General features: G+C 53.5%; 25 protein-coding genes. All 25 read right to left on the bottom strand.

The window, feature by feature from the left end; translation table 11 throughout:
• Positions 1-18 precede the first annotated feature (18 nt).
• On the bottom strand, positions 19-1,323 hold the full coding sequence (gene fliY / locus AC6ROY_RS05565) for a flagellar motor switch phosphatase FliY (RefSeq protein ID WP_500099085.1): 1,305 nt from the start codon (positions 1,321-1,323) through the stop codon (positions 19-21).
• Complete coding sequence (fliM, locus tag AC6ROY_RS05560) at positions 1,313-2,311, bottom strand: flagellar motor switch protein FliM (RefSeq protein WP_500099083.1); 999 nt, start codon at positions 2,309-2,311, stop codon at positions 1,313-1,315. Before fliM ends, fliY begins: the two co-directional genes overlap by 11 nt.
• 53 nt (positions 2,312-2,364) lie before the next feature.
• Positions 2,365-2,859, bottom strand: coding sequence for a flagellar basal body-associated FliL family protein (locus tag AC6ROY_RS05555; protein ID WP_500099082.1), 495 nt, complete (start codon positions 2,857-2,859; stop codon positions 2,365-2,367).
• Between the two features lies 1 nt (position 2,860).
• The gene (locus AC6ROY_RS05550) at positions 2,861-3,082 is read right to left on the bottom strand and encodes a flagellar FlbD family protein (RefSeq protein WP_500099081.1); all 222 of its coding nucleotides are present in this window, start codon (positions 3,080-3,082) and stop codon (positions 2,861-2,863) included.
• Between the two features lie 64 nt (positions 3,083-3,146).
• Positions 3,147-3,971, bottom strand: a complete 825-nt coding sequence (flgG, locus tag AC6ROY_RS05545; protein WP_500099080.1) for a flagellar basal body rod protein FlgG — start codon at positions 3,969-3,971, stop codon at positions 3,147-3,149.
• Between the two features lie 104 nt (positions 3,972-4,075).
• The gene (locus AC6ROY_RS05540) at positions 4,076-4,450 is read right to left on the bottom strand and encodes a TIGR02530 family flagellar biosynthesis protein (protein ID WP_500099078.1); all 375 of its coding nucleotides are present in this window, start codon (positions 4,448-4,450) and stop codon (positions 4,076-4,078) included.
• Complete coding sequence (locus AC6ROY_RS05535) at positions 4,447-4,908, bottom strand: flagellar hook capping FlgD N-terminal domain-containing protein (RefSeq protein ID WP_500099077.1); 462 nt, start codon at positions 4,906-4,908, stop codon at positions 4,447-4,449. Before AC6ROY_RS05535 ends, AC6ROY_RS05540 begins: the two co-directional genes overlap by 4 nt.
• Before the next feature lie 42 nt (positions 4,909-4,950).
• Positions 4,951-6,279, bottom strand: a complete 1,329-nt coding sequence (locus AC6ROY_RS05530) for a flagellar hook-length control protein FliK (RefSeq protein ID WP_500099075.1) — start codon at positions 6,277-6,279, stop codon at positions 4,951-4,953.
• Between the two features lie 30 nt (positions 6,280-6,309).
• Positions 6,310-7,233, bottom strand: coding sequence for a MotE family protein (locus AC6ROY_RS05525; protein WP_500099074.1), 924 nt, complete (start codon positions 7,231-7,233; stop codon positions 6,310-6,312).
• A 27-nt stretch (positions 7,234-7,260) separates the two neighbouring features.
• Positions 7,261-7,701: a flagellar export protein FliJ gene (gene fliJ, locus AC6ROY_RS05520; RefSeq protein ID WP_500099072.1), complete on the bottom strand. Its 441-nt coding sequence runs from the start codon at positions 7,699-7,701 to the stop codon at positions 7,261-7,263.
• An 8-nt stretch (positions 7,702-7,709) separates the two neighbouring features.
• Complete coding sequence (fliI, locus tag AC6ROY_RS05515; RefSeq protein WP_500099071.1) at positions 7,710-9,029, bottom strand: flagellar protein export ATPase FliI; 1,320 nt, start codon at positions 9,027-9,029, stop codon at positions 7,710-7,712.
• 4 nt (positions 9,030-9,033) lie between these two features.
• On the bottom strand, positions 9,034-9,852 hold the full coding sequence (locus tag AC6ROY_RS05510) for a FliH/SctL family protein (RefSeq protein ID WP_500099070.1): 819 nt from the start codon (positions 9,850-9,852) through the stop codon (positions 9,034-9,036).
• Entirely contained in the window at positions 9,845-10,852 is a 1,008-nt protein-coding gene (fliG, locus tag AC6ROY_RS05505) for a flagellar motor switch protein FliG (RefSeq protein WP_500099279.1), read from the bottom strand. The genes AC6ROY_RS05510 and fliG overlap by 8 nt, the downstream gene beginning before the upstream one ends.
• A 22-nt stretch (positions 10,853-10,874) precedes the next feature.
• Entirely contained in the window at positions 10,875-12,482 is a 1,608-nt protein-coding gene (gene fliF, locus AC6ROY_RS05500) for a flagellar basal-body MS-ring/collar protein FliF (protein ID WP_500099069.1), read from the bottom strand.
• Positions 12,483-12,526: 44 nt separating this feature from the next.
• Positions 12,527-12,826 (bottom strand): flagellar hook-basal body complex protein FliE, encoded by a 300-nt coding sequence (gene fliE, locus AC6ROY_RS05495; protein WP_500099068.1) that lies wholly within the window; start codon positions 12,824-12,826, stop codon positions 12,527-12,529.
• Positions 12,827-12,872: 46 nt separating this feature from the next.
• Positions 12,873-13,328 carry a flagellar basal body rod protein FlgC gene (flgC, locus tag AC6ROY_RS05490; protein WP_500099067.1) on the bottom strand — a complete coding sequence of 152 codons (456 nt, stop codon included), beginning with the start codon at positions 13,326-13,328 and terminating at the stop codon, positions 12,873-12,875.
• Between the two features lie 3 nt (positions 13,329-13,331).
• Positions 13,332-13,733 carry a flagellar basal body rod protein FlgB gene (gene flgB / locus AC6ROY_RS05485; protein WP_500099066.1) on the bottom strand — a complete coding sequence of 134 codons (402 nt, stop codon included), beginning with the start codon at positions 13,731-13,733 and terminating at the stop codon, positions 13,332-13,334.
• 254 nt (positions 13,734-13,987) lie between these two features.
• Positions 13,988-14,761 carry a GTP-sensing pleiotropic transcriptional regulator CodY gene (codY, locus tag AC6ROY_RS05480; RefSeq protein ID WP_500099065.1) on the bottom strand — a complete coding sequence of 258 codons (774 nt, stop codon included), beginning with the start codon at positions 14,759-14,761 and terminating at the stop codon, positions 13,988-13,990.
• A gap of 24 nt (positions 14,762-14,785) precedes the next feature.
• Positions 14,786-16,186: an ATP-dependent protease ATPase subunit HslU gene (hslU, locus tag AC6ROY_RS05475; protein WP_500099278.1), complete on the bottom strand. Its 1,401-nt coding sequence runs from the start codon at positions 16,184-16,186 to the stop codon at positions 14,786-14,788.
• Positions 16,187-16,239: 53 nt separating this feature from the next.
• Positions 16,240-16,782, bottom strand: a complete 543-nt coding sequence (gene hslV, locus AC6ROY_RS05470; protein WP_500099063.1) for an ATP-dependent protease subunit HslV — start codon at positions 16,780-16,782, stop codon at positions 16,240-16,242.
• Between the two features lie 123 nt (positions 16,783-16,905).
• Positions 16,906-18,225 carry an FADH(2)-oxidizing methylenetetrahydrofolate--tRNA-(uracil(54)-C(5))-methyltransferase TrmFO gene (gene trmFO / locus AC6ROY_RS05465; protein WP_500099277.1) on the bottom strand — a complete coding sequence of 440 codons (1,320 nt, stop codon included), beginning with the start codon at positions 18,223-18,225 and terminating at the stop codon, positions 16,906-16,908.
• 42 nt (positions 18,226-18,267) lie between these two features.
• The gene (topA, locus tag AC6ROY_RS05460) at positions 18,268-20,373 is read right to left on the bottom strand and encodes a type I DNA topoisomerase (RefSeq protein ID WP_500099062.1); all 2,106 of its coding nucleotides are present in this window, start codon (positions 20,371-20,373) and stop codon (positions 18,268-18,270) included.
• A 34-nt stretch (positions 20,374-20,407) separates the two neighbouring features.
• Entirely contained in the window at positions 20,408-21,511 is a 1,104-nt protein-coding gene (gene dprA / locus AC6ROY_RS05455; RefSeq protein WP_500099060.1) for a DNA-processing protein DprA, read from the bottom strand.
• Positions 21,512-21,641: 130 nt separating this feature from the next.
• Complete coding sequence (gene sucD / locus AC6ROY_RS05450) at positions 21,642-22,574, bottom strand: succinate--CoA ligase subunit alpha (protein ID WP_500099058.1); 933 nt, start codon at positions 22,572-22,574, stop codon at positions 21,642-21,644.
• 32 nt (positions 22,575-22,606) lie between these two features.
• The gene (sucC, locus tag AC6ROY_RS05445; protein WP_500099057.1) at positions 22,607-23,767 is read right to left on the bottom strand and encodes an ADP-forming succinate--CoA ligase subunit beta; all 1,161 of its coding nucleotides are present in this window, start codon (positions 23,765-23,767) and stop codon (positions 22,607-22,609) included.
• Positions 23,768-23,918 lie beyond the last annotated feature (151 nt).

Genomic DNA, 23,918 nt, shown 5'->3' with positions numbered 1-23,918 from the left:
TCCTAGAAAGTTGTAAGTTTAGTATTGCTGCAGTTTTTGAATCCGGTCCCACTGGTTCACGATGTCCGTGACACGCACACCGAAGTTCTCATCAATAACGACGACCTCGCCTTTGGCAATGAGTTTGTTATTGACCAAAATATCAACCGGCTCGCCAGCCAGCTTGTCCAGCTCGATAATCGAGCCTTGGGAAAGCTCTAAGATATCTTTGATGACTTTGTGCGTACGGCCTAACTCAACGGTTACCTTCAACGGAATATCAAGCAGCAGATTCAAATTCGTATCTTCCGCGGCGGACAGCTGCGGCGGTGCAAAGTTTGAAAACTGCGCCGGTTGTACATTCACGTTGCGGCCCGTCGGCACCCCGTAGTTGGCAGGCTGCGGAGGATAAGGCGGCGGCTGCATCGGTGGCTGCTGATACATCGGCTGCTGGTAGCCCTGCTGCATCGGGTCCGGATACATCGGTTGCTGATACATGGGCTGTTGATACATCGGCTGTTGCATCGGCTGCTGATAAGGATCTTGCTGATACGGAGGCGCTGCCGGAGGAGCAGCTGGCGCTGGCGGCGCAGACGGGGCTGCAGCCTGAGCCGGTGGAGCCGGCGGGGCTTCGACCGCATCCGATCCTCCCATCAGAATAGATACCATATCTCTGGCGAATCCGACCGGCAGCAATTGCATGATGGTCGAATCAATCAAGTCGCCAATGGTCAGACGGAACGAAATTTTAATGAATACATCCTCGTGCGGAATGGAATCATTTTCTTTGCCGTCCGTCAAATCCATAATATCAATTCCTGGCGGCGAAATGTTGACAAACCGGTTAAAGATCGTCGACATCGAAGTCGCCGATGAACCCATCATCTGATTCATGGCTTCCTGTACGGCACTGATATGAATATCGGACAGCTCCATATTTTGTCCGGTGCCGTCTCCGCCCATCATCAGATCGGCAATAACCTGTGCATCCCGTGTTTTGATCACCAGCAAATTAATCCCGTGGAATCCGTCGACATAATCGACATGAACCGCCACATGCGGCTTAGGGAACTCATTCACCAGATCCGTTCTCGCGATGACAGATACCTTCGGGGTCGTAATATCGACCTTTTTGCCGAGCAGCGTAGAGAGCGCAGTAGCGGCGCTGCCGAACGTGATATTCCCGATTTCTCCCAATGCATCCTGCTCCAGCGGCGACAAGTAGTCCTCGACCTGTGGCGCCAGTCCGCCCGAATAGTTCGAATCGCCCGATCCGCCGCCGTCAGAAGACTGTCTCAATAAGGCGTCAATCTCTTCCTGAGACAAATAATCTTTATTCGTCATTCTCTTCTACTCCTTCATGGACAACTTCACTGATTTGTATCGCCAGCTTGCCGCGGGCTGTTCCCGGCGTTGCATAATACTTGAGCTTTTCCCCAATCCGGATGTGCAGCGGCTCGTCCACCGTTTTGTTCAGTGTGATGACATCCCCTGCGCTCAGATTAAGAAACTCCTGGACCGAAATCGCGGATGCGCCCAACTCGGCAATAATCGGGAGCTTCGCCTTATGTAGCCTGCTCTGGAGAGCCTGCATTTCTTCGGGGGCGCTCGTTTTCTTCTGCGATACAAACCAGTGATGCACCGAGAGCCGGGGCATAATCGGCTCAATGACGACATGCGGGATACACAGGTTTATCATACCTGTCGTATCACCAATCTTGGTGCTGAGCGAAATCAAGGCTATCGTTTCATTGGGGGACACGATCTGCATAAATTGCGGATTCGTCTCCAGCCCCTCCAGACGGGGAGACAGGTCAAGCACCGTTTTCCACGCCTCTTGCAAACTTTCAAACGCGCGGCTGAAAATTCGCTCCATCACAATCGTTTCAATTTCGGTCAATGCGTTGATTTTGGTCGGAGACGTACCCGCGCCCCCCAGCAATCGGTCAAGCATCGCAAACGCGACGTTAGGGTGAACCTCTAGCACCATTCGTCCTTCCAACGGCTCCGCTTCGAAAATATTCAGGATTGTCATTTTAGGAATGGAGCGAATAAACTCATCATAAGGCAATTGCTCGACTTGTACCACATTAATCTGCACAAATGTTCTTAATTGAGCCGAAAAATACGTGGTCAGGAAGCGTGCAAAGTTTTCATGGATACGGGTTAAGCTGCGGATATGGTCTTTGGAAAACCTTACTGCGCGCTTGAAATCATACGCCCGGACCTTCTTCTGTGTGTCTTCTTTTTTGAGCTCCTCGGCGTCCATTTCCCCGGATGAGAGGGCCGCCAGCAAGGCGTCGATCTCATTCTGCGATAACACATCCACCATGTCTTGTCACCCCCTTATCGCCCATTTACACGCCATCTTGTTGCTTGATTACGTTATTGCAGCACAATATCGGTAATCAATATTTGCTGCAGCTTTCCCTCGTGAAGCTCTTCATTCATTCTATTCATAAGGGCTGAGGTAAGATTGTCAAAGCCTTTTTTACCTGACACCTGATCCGGGGTCTTATCGGCAAGCGTTTCAATGACAATGGCTTTCATACGACTTTGCAGCTTTTCAAACTCGTCCTTACCCTTTTGATTTTCAAGTTCAAAGGCAAAGCTGATTTTGACAAATTTGTTGCCCTGTGTGTTTGGCACAGCGGCCAAATTTGTCAGCACATCCTTCATTTCCACCGTAAATGCTTTTACTTGATCCGGTGTCAGCTTTTTGCCTGCCTTCACATCCTTGACCGAGTTTTGCGCTTGCTCACTCGCACTGGACGCGCCGGACTTATCCATATAGTTCCATAAGACGAATGCAGCCGTTAAAATTAACGTGATGGCAATCAGTATGGCAACGACCATAATGAAAATTTTACTTTTAAACAACTTACGACCCCTCCGAATTCAGGCTCTTCATCGTACCGCCGATGAGACCAATAGTCTGCATGTAGCGCTGTACCAATTCGACCACTTCCGGCACAGGTTCGAGCACCATTATTTTTTTTCCCGTAACCAGCGAAATCATCGTATCCGGCGTTTCTTCGATCAATTCGATCATCAAGGCATTAATCGTAATTGTTTTTCCGTTAAGTCGGGTCAGGTTGACCATAAGCGCACCTCCGGCTGAATCATCGGGGGAGACTTGCTCCCCCGTGGATACTAGCTTAACCTAATTAGCGCTTCAGGTTAACTACTTCCTGCAAAATTTCATCCGAAGTTGTAATGATCCGCGAGTTGGACTGGAAGCCGCGCTGCGCGACGATCATTTCGGTAAATTCGGCCGTCAGATCAACGTTGGACATCTCCAGCTGTCCCGACACAACCGCGCCTGTTCCGGTTGTCGCGTCATTGGCCAAGGCTGTTGCCAGATCAAGCGCCTCCGTATTCGAGTTCGGCGTCATCCGGTACAGGTTGCCCCCGATTTTTTCCATACCCGCAGGATTTGTTACCTTTGCTACCGCAATAAACTGACCCGTTTGCGTCGCCGTGCCGTCCGCCGCTACGGTAATAATTTCACCCGCTTGCGAGATGGAAAATGCTGTGACACCATCTTCAAGCGTCACTGCAGCCCCGCCCGTATTCATGACAAACATCCCGTCTGCATTCACAAGCCGATTCAAGGCGTCCAGCTCAAAGTTGCCCGCGCGAGTCAGATACGGCCCGTCTGCGCCGTCGATACTAGGCGATACAGCGAAAAAACCGTCGCCGTCAATCCTCAAGTCTGTCGGCTTGTTGGTTGTCATCGCACTGCCCGGCGTATGCAGCGTATCAATAGCCGCTACCGTCACCCCGAGGCCGATTTGCTTGGAATTGACGCCGCCTCGCGCGTCCGTCGGAGCAGAGACGCCGGCAACCGTCTGGCTCAAAATATCTTTGAACATAACGCGCCCGGCCTTAAAGCCAACCGTATTGACGTTCGCAATATTATTGCCGATAACGTCAAGCTTGGTTTGAAACCCCCGCATACCTGATACGCCTGAATACAGAGACCTTAACATGAATCATTGCCCCCTATCGGCCGGCAGTCCGGCCGTTCGCTTCATTAATGGTGTGGTTGCTTCAGTCGATCCGCAACCAAGGCCTCCGAGTAGTCGGGCCAGCCTTATGAAATGATCATGGCGCTGTCGATCTGGGTAAACAAATTGTCCTTCATCGAGCTTTCATCCATCGCCGTCACAACGGTCCGGTTTTTGATGTTTACGATTAAGGCGGTATCATTGATGAGCATCAGCGAATCCTTGGCGCCCTTTGTGGCCGCCTTGTCAATCGCCGTATTAATTTTCGCCAGCTGCTCAGGCTGGAACTGAATGCCGCGCTGCCGCAGCCTTTCTTCAGCATGGTGGCTGAACTTGACCGCCTTGCTTTGCAGAATGGCATCAAAGGATGCCGGTTGGGGCGTACGCTCTGCTGCAGCCTTGGCGCGTGCGGTGGACAACCCGCCCGGGTACAGGCTCCCTGCCGTTATGCGTCCGTTCATGGGGCAGCTGCCCCCTCACCCGCTTGATTTTTGATTTGCGAGATGTTTTCCAGCGCAATATCTTCGCCGTTAACCTTCGCAAATTGCTCACCCTTCTTCAAGGTGATGGACTCCACGACACCTGACTTCGAATGCGAGGTTCCATCCTTGTCTGTATACGTCCAGGAAATTTCCTTGCCGATCAGCCCGGAAGCAAACCCAAGCGATTGACGCAGCGTCTTCAACTCCGTCGCCATCTTGCTCATCTGCTCAACAGACGTAAATTGCGCCATCTGGGCAATAAACTCTTTATCCTGCAGCGGCTGGGTCGGGTCCTGATGCTTCAGCTGGGTCAGCAATATTTTTAGAAACTCATCTTGGCCGAGCTGGTTTTTTTCCTTTTCAGCGCCCGCTCGATCAACATTAGCTTTGGAATAATAAGGCCAAATATTTTTGGTGCTAACCGTCGAATCTGCCATTTTAGTTCACCTCCTGCCTGCACTTCTGCTCCGCAAACTTGCCTAAGCGGTAAAGTCGATTGAACCGTCGTTGGCCGCGGACCGTAATCGGCTAGCCAGCGTCTCTTCTTCCGCTTTCACATCATCCAATGTAAGTTCCTTGCCATTCGATTTCTGCTGCTTCGACGATTGTGACTGCTGCTGACGGCCTTCCTGGAACATACCGGATTGATAGCTCTGGCTTTGGCTTACCTCCAGCTTATCCACCTGAATCCCCTGCGCCTGCAGCGAGTGGCGAAGCTGCGACAGCTGCGCTTCGAGCATTTCCTTGCCGTTCAAGCTATCCGCCATAAACTGGGCAACCAGCTGGCCGTTATGCATCGCAAGCTTGACCTCGACGTGTCCCAAATGCTGCGGATACAACGAGATTTTCGCTTCGGTCACTCCATCTGCCGATGTGCCGAGCACAAACGAGCTGACCACGAATTTGGTCATATCGTCTGCGAAAGACGATGCCGGCATTTGCAGGAAAGCGGCTTTGGCTGCTTGCTGAGCGGCTGGAGCTTGCTTCATCCATTCATTGACCGTTACAGGCAGCTGCGGCTCGACCTCGCCCTGATTGCCGCTGAGCAACTCGAATAACGGGCCATCCTCCTGAGCGCCAGGCTCTGTCGCTAAATGAAGCGGCTGATGCTTGAGCGCCAGCGCTTCAAGCTGCTGGAGCGCATGCGGTACAATCTGCACAGGCGCTGCTGCTGGAGCTGCTGCAGCAACCTCTTGTCCAAGCTTCGTTTGAACAAGAGGCAGTGTCTCATGCTGCTTGTTCTGCTTTACAGGCTGCTTGGCATCGGCTTGCGCCGCTGCTCGCAAAAGCGCCTCCGGAAGCTCGCTAATCGCTTGTCCTGCCGCTTGCGCAACCGGATTTTGCTTGCCTTCCGCCGTCAATTCACTCAGCTGCTGGAGCGCCTTGAGCATCTCGGGACTAAGTACGATCACATTGCCTGAGCCGTCTTCAATCGTCGGCTGACCGTCTACGAGCTGTACATTCGGCAGCAAGGGCACAAACAGCAGCGGGTTCAGCAATTGCTCGCCGTCTTCGCCTTCCGTCTGCTCTCCATCCGTCAGCAATTCGGCAGGCAGCAGCGCCGCTTCACCAGCTTCCCCCTGTTCAGCCGCCAGCATCGACAGCACAGGAGCCAGCTGCTGAATCAATACAAGCAGTTCATTACCCGATGCTTGGGTCGTAGCGGTTCCGGTTGACTGCGTTCCCATTGCGCCTGTCAGCGCAGCGTTAAATGTACCTTCTCCTGTCGCGGCCCCCTGGGAAGCTGCAGCAGCTGTAGCTGCCGCTGTACCCGGTTTTGCCGCAACACGTGTCGCCTGGATTTCCATATGTAATGTTTCACCTCCTTTCAGGTTTGGCTATTGAACAAGTCTGGCTGAAATGAGTGCGGCCGTTTCCTTCGATGCATCGGAGATGGCCGACAAAATTTTGGAGCGGCCAGCATTGTCCACCGACTTCAAAATCGAAATGACTTTATCCGGATTCGTATTTTGCATCTCCAGCAAAACCGTAGCCGCGCTTTTAGGCGTCATGCTAGAAAACGTCGAACCGAGCTCGTCACTGCTCAGCTGCTTTGTAGCCGGGGTAGCCGCAGGCGCCGTCGCCTTCTGCAGCCGCTCCTGCAAAGCTGCAATTTGCGTGTCGCGCACCTGATTTTGATCCTTGATCAGAATCGAAGCCTCGGCGGCCTTCTTCGCATCCATCTTCTCCAAAATTTTCACCCGGTCATCCGTCTTCATCATACTCAACACCAGCACTTGCTCGTTTAAGGTCAAGTTTTCAAGAATGGGCGCCGATTTACTGGCTGACATTTTAGCGTACATCGTTGCCAATTGCTGAATTTGCGCCTTATATTCTTCATCTGACTTGGCCTTTGCCTTCGTCTGCTCCTCCAGCTCACTGTTTTTAAGCTGCAGATCCTTGATCGCCTGCTCTCGCTGCTGCAGAAGCTCCTCAGCCTTTTTCAGCTCCTGATCCTTCGCCGTTGCGTCCGACGCCGCTTGCGCAAGCGCCTCCTCCGGTGTCGGCGCAGCCTCTGCCGATTTTGTCTGGCCTTCAGCCGGCGCAGCCGTCGACGGTTCGCTTTTCGGCTCCGGAATAACGCGGTTGACGATCGGAATTTGCTTGGCCGTTCTGAGCGCGCTGTTCACAATGTCGTAATCGAAAATCGTCAGCAGCACGCCGAGCAAAACAGCCGTAAAAACAAACGGGATGAGGAACCAGATCAGAAATCGCTCCATGGCCCCATAGGAACCTGATTGCTCCGAATCTGTGTTTGCCATGTCCCCGCCTCCCTTTTCCTCCTAAAATTACACTGGCCTTACGTAACGGTTTGTCGCCATTTCATCCAGCTGATCCTGCTCTTTCTTGAGCATATCAGCCGAAAAGCGCTGGAACGCTTTTTCCTTGGCTTTGTTCCATACCTTCTCCTGCAGCACCTTGCCATTCAGATCGTCCTGCTTGAGCTGCACCACCGTCTTCGCCTGCTGCAAGTCGCGCTGCTTGGAGCGAATCCGGCCTTCCATGTGGTCCACATACCCTTGCAGCACAAGCAAGTTGGATACCGTCGTGCTGCGGCCGGAAGCCTGGTGCAGCTCCTCCTGCAAATCAACCTTGGATTGCTGCAGCTCGGACAGCGTCATTTCTTCCCTGCGCATGACGCCAATAGCTTCGGACAGCACCCACTCCGCTTGCGTTTTCTCATTTTCCTTCAGATCCACGATCTTCTGAAAAGCGTAGCGAAACCGCATAAGTGATCTCAGCCCCTAGTAAATTGTTGGATTAACTGTTCCGTTGCCTCGGCATACGTCAGCTTGTCATGCACGCGTTGCTTCGTATATTCGTTGATCAGCTGAATCGAGTCCATCGCATGGTCAATTTCCGGATTGGACCCTCGCTGGTACGCCCCGATATTGATCAGGTCCTCCGAATCCTTATATATCGACATAAGCCGTTTCAGGTTTTCGGCGGCAAGCTGTTGCTGCTGAGGCACAATTTCCTTCATCACCCGGCTGACGCTGGCCAGCACGTCGATCGCAGGATAATGTCCCCGGTTGGCAATCGAGCGGTTGAGCACGATATGGCCGTCCAAAATCCCCCGCACGGCGTCCGCGATCGGCTCATTCATGTCGTCACCGTCGACCAGCACCGTATAAAACGCAGTAATCGAGCCTTTCGGGCCGGTACCGGAACGCTCCAGCAGCTTGGGCAGCATCGCGAATACCGAAGGCGTGTAGCCCCGCGTGGCCGGCGGCTCGCCTACGGCAAGTCCGACCTCGCGCTGCGCCATCGCAAACCGGGTGACGGAATCCATCATCATCATCACGTTCAACCCGCGATCGCGAAAGTATTCGGCAATGCTTGTCGCAATCAGCGCTCCCTTGATTCGAATCAGCGCCGGCTGATCGGAGGTGGCGACGATCACGACGGAGCGGGCCAGCCCTTCGGGACCAAGATCGCGCTCGATGAAATCCAGCACCTCGCGGCCGCGCTCGCCGATCAGCGCAATGACGTTCACATCGGCTTCGGTATTCCGGGCGATCATTCCCATCAGCGTACTTTTCCCGACACCCGAGCCGGCGAAAATACCGACCCGCTGGCCCCGGCCGATGGTCAGCAGCCCGTCGATACAGCGCACGCCTACGCTGATCGGCTCCAGCACGCGCGGGCGCTTGAGCGGGTTGCTCGGCGCGTTGTGCGTGGAGTAATGAGTCATTCTTGACGGTAGGAACGTGCCGTCAAGCGGCTGACCGAGCCCGTCCAGCACTTTGCCAAGCAGCTCGTGACCAACCTGCACGGTCAACGGCTTGCCTGTGCCGACGACATCACAGCCGGGTCCGATCGCATGCAGCTCGCCAAGCGGCATCAGGATGACCTTGTTATTTTTGAAGCCGACCACCTCGGCTTTAAGCGGCTTGTTCGATTTCAGCGGATAAATCAGGCATACATCGCCTACGCTCGCATCCGGACCTTCCGACTCCACGGTCAGTCCGATGACCTGCGTCACCTTGCCGTTTACACGGATCGGGTCCATCTGTCGCAAGTGCTCCAGGTATTTGTCTGTGGAAGGCAGCTGCATACGATCAAACCTCCTCGTCGCGGCTAGCCAGCTGCTGCAGCGCCTGCTTGATCTCGTTCAGCTGGGTATCGATCCGCGCATCAATACTGCCGAAGGACGAACGAATGACGCAGCCAAGATCAGTAACGGAGCCGTCCGGTATAATTTGCAGCTCCGCTTGGGAGTCAATGTGCAACAAAAGCTCTTCCCGCGCGTCTTGGATGTAAGAAAATTGGGAAGGCGCTACACAAAGCGCGATCAAACCGGTTTCCCTGCGCCGCGCCAGCACCTTGCGGATCAGATCCTTCACCCATTCCGGCTCAAGCGTCAGCTGGCGGGCTACAATTTTCTCGGCAATCGAACAGCTCATCTCGATCAGAAACGGCTCCGCCTCCTGAATAATGCCATGCTTGAGCAGATAGGCTTGCTCCAAAATTTGTGCGGACTCCTGCAGCATCTGTTCATATTGCTGACGAAGCTCGGCTTCGGCCTGTTGGCGGCCTTGCTCGTAGCCCTGCTGAAAGCCCTGCTGCGTAGCTTCTGCGGCTGCCGCCACATCCTGCTCCCTGCGCTGCAGCCACCAGGCGTCCACTTCCTGCTGCGCCTGCTCCTTGAGCACGGCTGCTTCGTCCATCGCCGCCCGGACCTGCTCTTCAGCAAACAGCTGCGCATCCTCGAGGATTTGCTCCTTCATCTGATGCAGCTCGTCGATCTCCTGCTGCTCATCGGGCGACAGCCCTTCCTCCGCTTCCGTTTCTTCATTAAGAACAGGCGGAGCCGGGTGTTCAACAACCTTCGTATCCTCTACCGGGACGTACTGGAAATATTTGATGACATTAGACAATAATATCATCTCCTCCGCCGCGTGCGATGATGATTTCTCCAGACTCTTCCAGACGGCGAATTGTCGATACGATCCGTGTCTGCGCTTCTTCTACATCACGCAGCCGGACAGGACCCATAAATTCCATTTCCTCGCGGAACGTTTCGGCCATCCGTTTGGACATATTTTTGAAAATCGCTTCGCGTACTTCCTCGCTGGCCACCTTGAGCGCAAGCTGCAGGTCGGCGTTTTCGATATCGCGGATAATGCGCTGAATCGAACGGTTGTCGATATTGACGATATCTTCGAATACAAACATCCGTTTTTTGATTTCCTCGGCCAGCTCCGGATCCTGAATTTCAAGCGAATCGAGGATCGTGCGCTCGGTACCGCGGTCGACGCCGTTCAAAATTTGCACGACGGACGAAATGCCGCCCGCATTTGTGTAATCCTGGGTAACGGTTGCAGACAGCTTCTGCTCCAGCACCCGCTCGACCTGACTGATCACCTCAGGCGACGTGCTGTCCATCAGCGCAATCCGCTTCGCGACATCAGCCTGCTTCTCCTGCGGCAGCGACGACAGAATGATCGAAGCTTGCTCCGGCTGGAGATAAGAGAGTACCAGCGCGATCGTCTGCGAATTTTCGTTTTGAATAAAGTTGAGAATTTGCGCCGGATCAGCCTTGCGGGCAAAGTCAAACGGCCTTACCTGAAGCGTCGCCGTCAGGCGGTTGATAATATCAAGCGCCTTTTGCGAGCCGAGCGCTTTCTCCAAAATATCCTTCGCGTAGGAAATACCGCCCTGGGAAATAAATTCCTGCGCTAGGCAAATTTGGTGAAACTCCGCCATGATCGCTTCTTTTTCGCTATTGTCAATTTTTCTGACATTAGCAATTTCCAACGTCAATTGTTCGATCTCTTCATCTCGCAGGTGTTTGAAAATTTGCGCCGATACTTCCGGGCCCAAACTGATCAAAAGGATGGCTGCTTTTTGTCGTCCCGTTAACGCCGATTGCTGCATTTTCGCCAAAGTTCAAGCACCTCTATTCGTCGACTAACCAGGTGCGCAGCAGATTCACAAACTCTTCGGGCTTGCGTTTGGCCAATTGCTCCAGTTGTTTGCGCACTTGATTCTCATTCGTCACATTATCAATATCAATGGTTGGGAATTCCACCTTGGCGGCCGCTGCTTCTTCTTCCATAAGCGCCGCTTCCTCGGCTTCTTCCTTCGCCTTGCGCCGCCTGCGCATCATCCAGAAAATACCAACCCCCAGCAAAGCCAGCGCCAAGCCCCCAAGCGCGCCATACAGCAGCGCTGTGTTGGACGTCAACGATTGATTTTCGGTCGTTCTGGCGAACGTATGCGGGAACACGGACACCTTCCGCTCCAATTCGGCATCCGTAATTGTCACCTTGCTGTCAGCAAGTGCGGCACGTACGATGTTAATCAGAATTCCTCGTACCGCATTCGTCGTCTCTGGAGTCAAAGAAGTCGGATCTGCCGGATCAGGTGGTTCAAGACCGACATTAATGGTTAAGTCTTTTACAATAAAGGGCGCTGCGACAACCTCCTGCGTAATCCGGTTCACTTCGCGGTTTACCGTTCGCTGCAGCTCTTCGGAGGTTGAATTGCCGGTATTGCCTGTCCCTTGGTATCCGGGCACATCGGTTGCGCCTGTGCCTGGCGTACCGCCGTTGGCCGCTCCGCCGTTACTCGTGTAGTTTTTCTGAATTTCCTGAATGCTGATATCCAGACCGGTCTGGTCCACTTCATTGGGCGCAGTAACCAGATTGCTCTTCGAGCTGGTCTGATCAAAGTTCATAGTAGAGAACACGCTGACAATGACTTTGTCCCGGCCGAGAATCGAACCGAGCATTTGCTGCACATTGCGCTGCACGTCATTGCGGAATTGATTGTTGATTTCGAAATGGTCCCGAGCCAAGCTTGTCGAGCCGATCGAGCCGTTTCGTTTGGAGTAATCCAGCGGGTTCATGTTCTGATCGGAAATTGTAATATTTTCAATCGGCAGCCCCTTGATGCTATGGGAAACCAGATTGTACATCGTGTCGACCTTGGCCTGATCAAGCTGGTAACCCGGCTTTACTTCCAGCATAACCGATGCCGTCGCTTTCTCCGGCTCCTGGCCTTTTGGCAGAAACACCGTTTCCTTCGGCATGGTGATCAGCACCTTGGAGCTTGCAATCGCCGTGTTGGAGTTAATCAGCTGCTGCAGCTCGCCTTGAACCGCATTAATATACTTAACATCAAACTCACGGTCTGTCGTACCAAATGTACCGCTTTGACTGAAAGCTCCGTACCCGACATTCCCTGTTTTGTTCAAGCCTTGCGACTCGACAGCCAGCTTGACGCTCGCCACCTCGCTGCGCGGCACACCGATGCTTTTCCCGTCGTCGCTGAGCTGGTAAGGAATTTTGGCGCCATCGAGATATCCCTTGATCGCTGCGGCGTCGCTCGGCTGAAGATTGGTGTAAGCCAGCGCGTATTCCGTTTTGGAAAAATTATAGCTGATGATGCCGACTGTCAAAATAACCAAAACAACAGTAGCGATCAATGAAAATTTTTGCGTCTTGCTAAACTGATTCCAATATTGCTTCACACGATTCCAATATTGGAGCAAATTTTCGTTCACTGTTTCACCCCGTCCATGGACCGTCACTTTCGATTATTGCTGAATTAAACCTGCATTCGCATGATTTCCTGATAAGCCTCGATGACTTTATTCCTCACTTGAACAGTCAGCTCTAATCCAAGGGATGCTTTTTCAGAGGCAATGACAAGCTGGTGCACGTCCGAAATTTCACCTTTAATGAATTGCGTATTCAACTTGTCAACAACAGCTTGCTGGTTGTTTAAATTGGCGATCGCTCCGTTCAAGTAGCTGCTGAACTGGTCGGATACTTCGGAGGCGCTCATGTTGCTGGACTGCGCAGCCTTCGCGATCTGCAGCGGCGAAAGGCTCACCTTATCAATCATCGACAATACCCCTTCTTTATCCATGTGCCGCTAAGGGCCGATTCGGTTACCTACCGATTTCCAGAGCTTTGGTCACCAGTCCCTTGGAAGCATTTAATGCCGTTACATTGGCTTCATACGAGCGGGTAGCTGAAATCATGTCAACCATTTCCTTCATAATGTCCACGTTAGGCATCATGACAAACCCATTCGCGTCCGCATCCGGATGCGTCGGATTGTATACTTGCTTCAGCGGCGAAGTATCCTCGAACACCCGTGTCACCCTGACGCCTTCTCCGGCTCCTTTTTCCTGGCCGGACATGGCATTTTGCAGCGAGTAGGCAAAGTTTTGCGGCTTGGACTCCATCGTAATCAGCTTGCGCTTGTACGGCGTCCACTGTCCGTTAACGAACTGCGCTCGCGTCGATTCGGCGTTGGCAATATTGGACGAGATGACGTCCATCCGAAACCGTTGAGCGGTCAAGGCGGAGGCGCTAATATCGTAGCCGTTGGTCAATCTCATAAGTTACCCCCTCCCCGCAATGACTGTTCTGAGTTTTTTGATATCCGCACTGACCTGCTGGACGATCGTATTATAGCGCAGCTGGTTTTTCGCCATCAATGCCATTTCATAGTCGATATCCACATTGTTTCCATTGTTGTTCATCGTCGTCTGATTGTCGTGGGCCATCTCTGCCTCCGGTTGCGCAGGCCGCCCGATCACAAAATGCCGCGGATCTGTCCGGTAGCCCTGGAGCGACTTCATCCCCATTTCACTTTGCAGCAGCTCCTCGAACTTGACATCGGACCTCTTGAAGTAAGGGGTATCCACGTTAGCTATGTTGTCGGCAGAAACTTTTTGCCGCAAGGTCGCGGCGTTCAGCGAACGCTCCATCAACTGGAAACCCGGCTTATTCAGCATCATCATTCGGTAGAATCCCACTTTCACTTGAATTAATCTGTGAGTAGATATTCAACATGAAACTTGGTTTATCCTCCTTTCTTCGACAATTTATTCGAAAAAAAATAATCACTCGTTTAGCGTAATTTGTAGTCGCACAGAACTATTTCTATATTGAGAGAAGTTGGAAATGATTACAATAAGAAAAAAGCCCTATATTTAATATATAGGACCTATCTTTTGTGTGAAATTTTCATGAAAATTTGGATAAACAAGAAAAATCAGGCTTTTACCTGCTGAATACCCGCCAAAAGCTGGTCATTCAACACACGAATATATGTCCCCTTCATCCCCAATGAACGGGTTTCGATCACGCCGGCGCTTTCCAGCTTGCGCAAGGCGTTTACAATCACTGAGCGGGTGATGCCGACGCGGTCGGCGATCTTGCTTGCAACCAGCAGCCCCTCCGTCCCGTTCAGCTGCTCGAAAATGTGCTCGACGGCTTCAAGCTCGCTGAACGACAAGGAGCCCACAGCAACCTGTACAACCGCTTTGCCGCGCGCTTCGATTTCGATCTGCTCGGCTTTCTCGCGGAGAATCTCCATTGCAACCACGGTTGAGCCGTACTCCGCCAAAATCAGATCATCGTCGACAAAGGCATTGCCGGTTTTGGTCAGCACCAGTGTTCCCAGCCGCTCCCCGCTCCCGATAATCGGCACCAGCGTAATATAGAAGGTCGCGCCTTGCGCGTGATCGCCAAACACATCGTACGGAGAGCCGGCCTCCAGGTTCGAGGACGTATCGGATACGTGCAGCAGCAGCTCGTTGTATTCGGCCGGAAACCGCTGTTCCTGAAGAACCGCCAGACTGCCTGCCTGATCGCCTCCGGATGGAGCGACCGCGCTGCCAAGCACCTTCCCCTTCCGGCTGACGACGAAAATATCCGCATCCGAAATATCGCTAAGCACAGCCGCCATATCCTTAAAGCTGACCGGATTGCCCGCTTCCTTCTGAAGCAGCTTATTCAGCCTCCTGGTCTTCATCAACAATGTCATGATTAATGCCTCCACATCAAGCAATTACAAAATATACTGGCTTAGATCACGATTCTGAACGATGCCGGACAGCTTTTCACGTACATATTCGGGCGAAATTACAATTTGCTCCAGCGTGATCTCCGGTGCTTCAAAGGACAAATCCTCCAGCAGCTTTTCCAAAATCGTATGCAGACGACGCGCTCCGATATTATCGGTATTCTGGTTAACCTCCGCTGCAATGCGGGCGATTTCCTGGATCGCTTCCTCCGAAAACTCGACCCGGATGCCTTCTGTTTCCAGCAACGCCGTATATTGCTTGGTCAGCGCATTTTTCGGCTCTCTGAGAATCAGCACAAAATCCTGCTGGCTCAAGCTGCTCAACTCGACCCGGATCGGGAAACGGCCCTGCAGCTCCGGAATCAGATCGGAAGGCTTGGCGATATGGAATGCTCCGGCCGCCATAAACAGGATGTAGTCCGTCTTCACCGGACCGTATTTCGTCATGATGGTCGATCCTTCGACGATCGGCAAAATGTCCCGCTGCACACCTTCACGCGATACATCCGGACCGCCGCCGCGACCCGCGCCTGCGATTTTGTCAATCTCATCTATAAAAATAATACCGACCTGCTCAGCTCGCCGCACAGCCTCCTGATGAACCTCGTCCATATCAAGCAGCTTCTGGGCCTCTTCCTGCTGCAGCACCTTGCGCGCTTCCTTGATCGGCAGCTTGCGTTTTTTCGTCCGTTTAGGCATCAGGCTGCCGAACATCTCCTGCATGTTCATCCCGGCCTGCTCGTTGCCCTGGCCGCCCAGCATATCGAGCATCGTCGGCGAGTTGTCCTCGATCTCGATTTCAATCACCTGCTGCTCCAGCTCGCCGCGCAGCAGCTGCTCTCTGATGTCGCGGCGGCGACCGGCCACGCCGGCATCCTGCTGCTCGGTTTCCGGCTCAGCCTGCGACTGGCCCTGACCGCCGAACAGCATCTCGAACGGATTGCGCTGGCTGCGCGATTTGGAGCTGCCCGGGACAAGAATGGACACGATCCGGTCGACAACCATCTGCTCGGCCTTGTCCTTTAGCCCTTCCATCTTTTCCGTCTTGACCATCCGGATCGACGTTTCCACCAGATCGCGCACCATGGATTCCACGTCACGGCCGACGTAGCCGACTTCGGTAAACTTCGTTGCCTCCACCTTCACAAACGGAGCGCCGACGATTTTCGCCAGCCTCCTGGCAATTTCCGTTTTTCCGACGCCGGTAGGCCCGATCATCAAAATGTTTTTCGGAATAATTTCATCGCGAAGCGATTCCTCAAGCCGGCTGCGGCGATAACGGTTGCGCAACGCGACGGCGACCGATTTTTTCGCCTGGCGCTGCCCGATAATGTATTTATCCAATTCAGCTACGATTTCTTTCGGCGTTAAGCTGCTTGCTGACACAAACACAAACGGCACCTCCTGAAGGTTGCAATGACTGCCCGGCGTTCCCGGCGCTATTCCATTTCTTCCACGATAATGTTATGGTTCGTAAATACACAGATGTCGGCCGCCATCGTCAGCGCGGCGTGGGCAATGTCCCGCGCGCTCATCGCAGGCGCGTAACGATGCAAGGCCCGGCCCGCGGCCAGCGCGAAGCTGCCGCCGGAGCCGATCGCCACGATTCCGTCATCCGGCTCGATAATTTCTCCGTTACCCGAAATAAGCAGCAACCCGCTTCGATCCATCACGATCATCATCGCCTCCAGACGGCGCAGCACGCGATCCTGCCGCCAGTCCTTGGCCAGCTCCACTGCCGCCCGCTGCAAATTCCCATGATGCTCCTCCAGCTTGGCCTCGAATTTCTCGAACAAGGTAATCGCATCCGCGACCGAGCCTGCAAAGCCGGCAATGACATTGCCCCGGTATAACCGGCGAACCTTCTTCGCATGTGATTTCATCACCATGCTGTTGCCAAACGTCACCTGGCCGTCTCCGGCAATCGCTCCCTTGCCCTCGTGGCGAATCGCAAATATTGTCGTCGCATGAAATGCATCCATATAAAGCGAATTCCTCCTCATTCAAGACGAAAACTAAGCCCGTAGTACAAGCTTAGTTCGTAAGTTTCCAATCCATGTGACAAAAGCTGGATATCCCGCACCTATCGTACCATAGGTCAAGTTTTACTGACAAGACGAATTGTTTGTATTTTCAATAAAATTCTGAATTTTCGCAATAGCGCGTTCGGCGATTTTTTCGTATTTGAGCTTTTTATTTTTGATCCGCTCCTCAAGCGGCGGAAATAATCCGAAGTTCGCGTTCATCGGCTGAAAATGCTTGAAATCGGCCGTCGTAATATAATGCGCCATGCTGCCGAGCGCTGTATCAGCTGGCAAAACGAAGCACTCCTCATTACGGGCAAAGCGAGCGGCATTCAGTCCCGCGATCAAGCCGGAAGCCGCCGACTCCACATACCCTTCTACACCGGTCATCTGTCCGGCAAAAAACAGGTTGTCCCGCTTGCGGAACTGGTACGTCGGCTTGAGCAGGCTCGGCGAATTAATAAACGTATTGCGGTGCATGACGCCATAGCGCACAAATTCCGCATTTTCCAGCCCGGGGATAAGCGACAGCACCCGCTTCTGCTCGCCCCATTTCAGATGCGTCTGAAAGCCGACCAGGTTGTACAGCGTGCCCGCGGCATTGTCCTGGCGCAGTTGGACGACCGCATGGGGCAGCTTGCCCGTGTGCGGGTTGATCAAGCCGACCGGCTTCATCGGCCCGAACAGCACCGTTTGCCGTCCGCGGCGAGCCATCACTTCAATCGGCATGCAGCCCTCGAAATAAATTTCCTTCTCGAACTCCTTCATCGGAGCGGCCTCTGCCGTAATCAGCGCCTCGTAAAACGCATTGAATTCTTCCTCGTTCATCGGACAGTTCAGGTAAGCGGCTTCACCCTTGTCATACCGCGACGCGAGATACACCTTGCTCATGTCGATGGATTCCTTCTCTACGATCGGCGCAGCCGCATCATAGAAGTACAAGTAGTCCTCGCCCGTCAGCTCCTGCAGATGCGCGGCCAGCCCCGGTGAGGTGAGCGGTCCGGTTGCGACAACCGTGATGCCGTCAGGCAGCCGCTCCAGCTCCTCATTGCGTACCTCGATCAGCGGATGGTTGCGCAAAATCGACGTAACCTCCCCGGAAAATCCGTCGCGGTCGACGGCCAAAGCTCCGCCCGCCGGCACCGCATGCTTGTCAGCCGCCCGCAAAATCAGCGAATTCATCATCCGCATTTCTTCCTTCAGCAGGCCGACCGCATTGGTCAAGCCGTTCGCCCGCAGCGAGTTGCTGCACACAAGCTCGGCAAATTGATCGGAAATATGCGCCGGCGTCTGCCGCACCGGCCGCATTTCATAAAGCACAACCGGGACGCCCTGCGATGCGATTTGCCAAGCTGCCTCACTGCCTGCAAGCCCCGCCCCGATTACAGTTACTCGTTCCATAGCTGTCAACGTTTGTTCCCCCTGAACCTTGAATCTCCGTGCTTAATCCGCTTCCTGATCGTTATCTTTTGCTTCTTCCTTGAAATCGCAGGATACGCATTGAATAAATACCCCGGATTTATTACGCTTTTCAATCAGCATCGCTCCGCAGCTCGGACACGGCTGTCCGACCGGCTTATCCCAGGACACGAAGTCACATTCCGGGTATTTGTCGCAGCCGTAAAAAATCCGGCCCTTTTTGCTGCGGCGTTCGATAATTTTTCCTTCGTGACAGGTTGGGCAAGCAACCCCGATATCCTTCACGATCGGCTTCGTATTACGGCAGTTCGGGAAGCCGGAGCAGGCGAGAAATTTGCCGAAGCGGCCCATTTTGTAGACAAAGTGGCTGCCGCACTTCTCGCAAATTTCATCGGATACCTCGTCCTGAATTTCGATCTTTTCCATTTCTTCCTCGGCCACTTCCAGCCGTTTTTCGAAAGATTCGTAAAATTCACTCAACACCCGGACCCAGTCTTCCTTGCCTTCCTCGATATGGTCGAGGCCTTCTTCCATATGGGCGGTAAATTCGACATCGAGAATTTCCGGGAAAAACTCAATCATCTGCTGGATCACCAGCTCGCCCAGCTCGGTCGGAATAAATTTCTTCTCTTCAATCGCGACGTAGCCGCGCTTCTGGATCGTCTCCAGCGTCGGGGCATACGTGCTCGGACGCCCGATGCCCATTTCCTCCAGCGCCTTGACCAGCCGAGCCTCCGTAAACCGCGGCGGCGGCTGCGTGAAATGCTGCTTCGGATCAATCTGCTTCGCATTGACCGCATCGCCCGGCTTGAGCGGCGGCAGCAGCCGGTCATCGTCATCGCCGGAGTCGGCGACATCGTCGCTGCCCTCAACGTACACCTTCATGAAGCCGTAAAACTTCACCTTCGAGCCGACCGCCCGGAATACAGCATCGCCGGCAGCCAAATCAACCGTCATCGTGTCGAGCACGGCCGAAGACATCTGACTGGCTACGAACCGCTCCCATACAAGCTTGTAAAGGCGAAGCTGGTCGCGGCTCAAATGCGCCTTGATCGAATCGGGCTCGCGCAGCACGGAGCTTGGGCGGATCGCTTCATGCGCGTCCTGGGCGTTGCTGTTTTTCTTCACGTACACACGCGGCGTTTCCGGATAATAATCGGCGCCGAATTTTCCTTCGATATACCCCTTCGCTTCCTCCTGGGCTACAGGCGAAATACGTGTTGAATCCGTACGCATATACGTAATCAGGCCGACGGTGCCTTCCGCGCCAAGGTCGATCCCCTCGTACAGCTGCTGCGCCACCGACATCGTCTTGGAAGCCCGGAAGCCGAGCTTGCGCGCCGCCTCCTGCTGCAAGGAGCTTGTAATAAACGGCGGCGAAGGATTGCGGTGCCGTTCCTTCTCCTTGACTTCGCTGACCGTAAATTGCGCCTCGCTTAGGCCAGCCAAAATTTCGTTGACCTCGGCTCCGGTTTTCAGTTCCTTTTTATCGCCGTTCAGACTGTAAAATTTGGCGTCAAAGTCCGCTTTGCCGGTTGACAGCTTAGCGGTAATCGTCCAGTATTCTTCTGGCACAAATGCGTTGATTTCATTTTCCCGGTCGAAGATCAACTTAACCGCTACAGACTGCACCCGGCCGGCGGACAATCCTTTCTTGACCTTCTTCCACAGCAGCGGGCTAATTTTATAGCCAACCAGCCGGTCCAAAATACGCCGGGCCTGCTGCGCATTCACCAAATCCTGGTTAATTTTGCGCGGCGTTTTAAACGCGTCCTTCACCGCTTGCTTCGTTATTTCATTAAAAACAACACGGCACGCGTCCTGATCGTTAATTTCCAGATAATGCGCCAGATGCCACGCAATCGCTTCCCCTTCACGATCCGGGTCAGCCGCCAGATAAACTTTTTTCACGCGTTTGCTCGCGTCTTTTAGTTCTTTTAATACAGAGCCTTTGCCGCGAATCGTAATATACTTGGGCTCGAAGTTTTTCTGCACCTCTACCCCAATCTGGCTTTTCGGCAAATCTCGAATATGACCCATCGAAGCTTTTACGATATATTTGCTGCCCAAATATTTACCAATCGTTTTGGCTTTTGCGGGTGACTCCACAATGACCAGCGAATCTGCCATAGGCGTCTCTCCCCCTTCAACAGTTAAATATGTATCACCGTAAGGTGTAAGCTGTACCCGGAATTTCCATGATGCGCTGCATCATTAGTAAATTTATCAGAACTGCGTGCAAATGTCCAAAGGTAAATTGGGTTTGCTGCAGCAGCTGATCAATGGTCTGCGGCCCTGAACCGAGCAAATCGCAGATCCGATTTTCGTCGTCAGACAGCTTTTGGTCTACGGAACAGGTGTCCTTACTGTATGCCGTTTGCAGTCCGTCTATGCGATGATTGTATTCCTCCAGCACGTCAGCGGCCGATGCTGCCAGCTTGGCGCCGTCCTTGATCAGCTTCAAGGCCCCCTGGCTTTTCGGAGAGTTGATCGGCCCCGGCACGGCAAATACATCCCGGCTGTAGCCCAGCGCCAGCTCAGCCGTAATGAGCGAGCCGCTGCGCACCGCGGCTTCAACGACGAGCACACCGGCGCTTAATCCGGCAATGATCCGGTTGCGAAGCGGAAACAGCCCGGCGTGCGGCTTCGTGCCGAGCGGATATTCGGTCACCAGCAGCCCGCGCTGCGCAATCCGTTGGAATAGCCCTTTGTTTTCCGCCGGATACACCGTATCCAGACCGCAGCCAAGCACCGCAATAGTTTGCCCCTCGACCTGAAGCGCTCCCTCATGCGCAAAGCTGTCGATGCCGCGCGCGAGCCCGCTGACAATGCAGACGCCTGCCCGAGCCAAGTCCGCCGCCAGCCGCTCGGCCGAGGTCCGGCCATACACCGTCGGAGTCCGCGTGCCGACGACGCCAATGCAGAAGCTTCTCAGCAATTGCTTGTCGCCGCGTACATACAGCACCCAGGGAGGGTCAGCCATCTCCCGCAGCAGCTCCGGGTAGTCGTCATCCCATACCGTGATCCACGTGATCCCGGCCTGCTCGCAGCGCTGCAGCTCCGCTTCCCACTGTCCGCTGCGAAAGCTGCCGCGCAGCAATCCGAGCGCCTGCGCGCGGGCTGGAGTAAATCCCAGCTCCATCCAGTCAGCCGCCTCCATGAGTGGGGCGTCCGCCAGCGCTCCAAGACGCGTAACGACATGCTGAATCGTCTTCCAGCCAATCCCTTGCAGCTGATGCAGAGCAAACAAAACTTGTCGGTTATCCATCTAGTATAGCTCCTCCTTATAATAGAAACAAATTTTTTGGCCGGGAACAAAAAACAGCCCCCCGGCTTTCGCATTAGCGAAAACAGAGAGGCTGCTTGCCTGTCCGAATCTTGCTTTTAAAAAGAAATGCTTATTTTTTCGTGATGCATTTGTCGAGCAGGCCTTTTTCTTCGAGCACGCTGACCAGGGTGGAACCCATTTCCGAAGGCGTAGGCGCGACCTTGATGCCGCAACGCTCCATCGTTGCAACCTTCTCGGCTGCCGTCCCTTTACCGCCGGAAATGATTGCGCCTGCATGACCCATCCGTTTGCCTGGAGGCGCCGTTTGTCCGCCGATGAAGCCGACAACCGGTTTCTTCATGTTTGCTGCAACCCACTCAGCCGCTTCTTCCTCAGCGGATCCGCCGATTTCACCAATCATGATCACGGCATAAGTGTCCGGATCTTCATTGAACAAATGCAGGATGTCGATGAACTCGGAGCCCTTAACAGGGTCGCCGCCGATCCCTACTGCGGACGATTGGCCGATGCCGCGCGTCGACAGCTGGTGAACCGCTTCGTACGTCAACGTTCCGCTGCGCGAAACGACGCCAACATGACCTTTCGTGTGAATGTATCCCGGCATAATGCCGATTTTACATTCGTCCGGAGTAATGACGCCCGGACAGTTTGGTCCGATCAGACGTGTTTTCTTGCCTTCCATATACCGGCTAACCTTAACCATGTCAAGCACCGGAATACCTTCTGTGATGCAAATAACGAGATCAAGCTCAGCGTCTACCGCTTCCATGATCGCGTCTGCGGCGAATGCCGGCGGAACATAGATAACCGATGCTGTTGCATCTGTCGCTTTTTTCGCTTCAACAACCGTGTTGAACACCGGTACGGATACCGTCGTGCCGTTCTCCAGGGTAATGTCAACGTTTGTGCCGCCTTTGCCCGGCGTTACGCCGCCGACCATTTGCGTGCCGTACTCCAGACCGCCCTTGGTATGGAACATACCTACGGAACCTGTGATCCCTTGCGTGATAACCTTTGTATTTTTATCTACCAAAATAGACATGTTACGGTTCACATCCCCTGATCAGTTTAGAATTACTTCACGAGCGCGACGATTTTTTGAGCGCCGTCTGCCATCGAATCGGCTGCTACGATGTTCAGACCGGATTCGTTCAAGATTTTTTTACCCAGCTCTACGTTGGTTCCTTCGAGACGAACGACCAGCGGGCGGTCCAGACCAAGCTCGCGGGCTGCCGCGACAACGCCGTCTGCGATGACGTCACATTTCATGATGCCGCCGAAAATGTTAACGAAAATCCCTTTTACATTTTCATCGGACAAAATGATTTTGAACGCTTCGGTTACTTTCTCTTTCGTAGCGCCGCCCCCTACATCGAGGAAGTTGGCAGGGTCGCCGCCGTAATATTTAATAATATCCATCGTCGCCATAGCCAGACCTGCGCCATTAACCATACATCCGATGTTGCCATCGAGTGCGATGTAGCTCAGATCGTACTTGGACGCCTGAATTTCCTTCTCGTCTTCTTCTTCGAGGTCGCGCAGCGCCACGATATCTTTATGACGGAACAAAGCGTTCGAATCGAAGTTCAGCTTCGCATCCAGCGCCATGACGTTGCCGTCGCCGGTTACAACAAGCGGGTTGATTTCCGCCGTGGAGCAATCCTTCTCAACAAAAGCCGTGTACAGCGCCGTCATAAACTTGACCGCTTTGTTGACCAGCTCGCCTGGAATGTTGATCGCGTAAGCCAGCTTGCGCGCCTGGAAGGCTTGCAGGCCAATCGCCGGGTCGATGATTTCTTTGAAAATTTTCTCTGGCGAATGGTGAGCCACTTCCTCGATTTCCGTACCGCCCTCTTCGGAAGCCATCATTACGACGCGGCCTGTTCCACGGTCCAGCACGACGCCGATGTAATATTCTTTCTTGATATCGCAGCCTTGCTCGATCAGCAGGCGCTTAACTTCTTTGCCTTCAGGACCCGTTTGATGAGTCACGAGCACTTTGCCGAGAATTTCTCCTGCATATGTACGTACTTCGTCAAGGCTTTTGGCAACCTTAACGCCGCCTGCTTTACCGCGGCCGCCTGCGTGAATTTGCGCTTTGACAACCACAACAGGAGTACCCAGCGACTTGGCAGCTTCCACCGCTTCGTCCACCGTGAATGCCACTTTACCCTCAGGTACGGCAACCCCGTACTGTTTCAGCACTTCTTTGCCTTGATATTCATGGATATTCATTTAGCAAAATCCTCCTATCGGTATTGACTTGCTCTATGGAATCGACTCACTTTCGCTGCCGAAAGGAGTGGACCGCTATATTTAAGCGCTTGCCAGCTACTAGCATGTCCCTCGCGGCAAACCTTTATCATTGTAACATTTTTTATGGCGG

The sequence above is a fragment of the Paenibacillus sp. sg306046 genome, assembly GCF_059821225.1.
The sequence above is the reverse complement of the archived record's forward strand: the minus strand, read 5'-3'. Positions and strand labels throughout refer to the sequence as shown.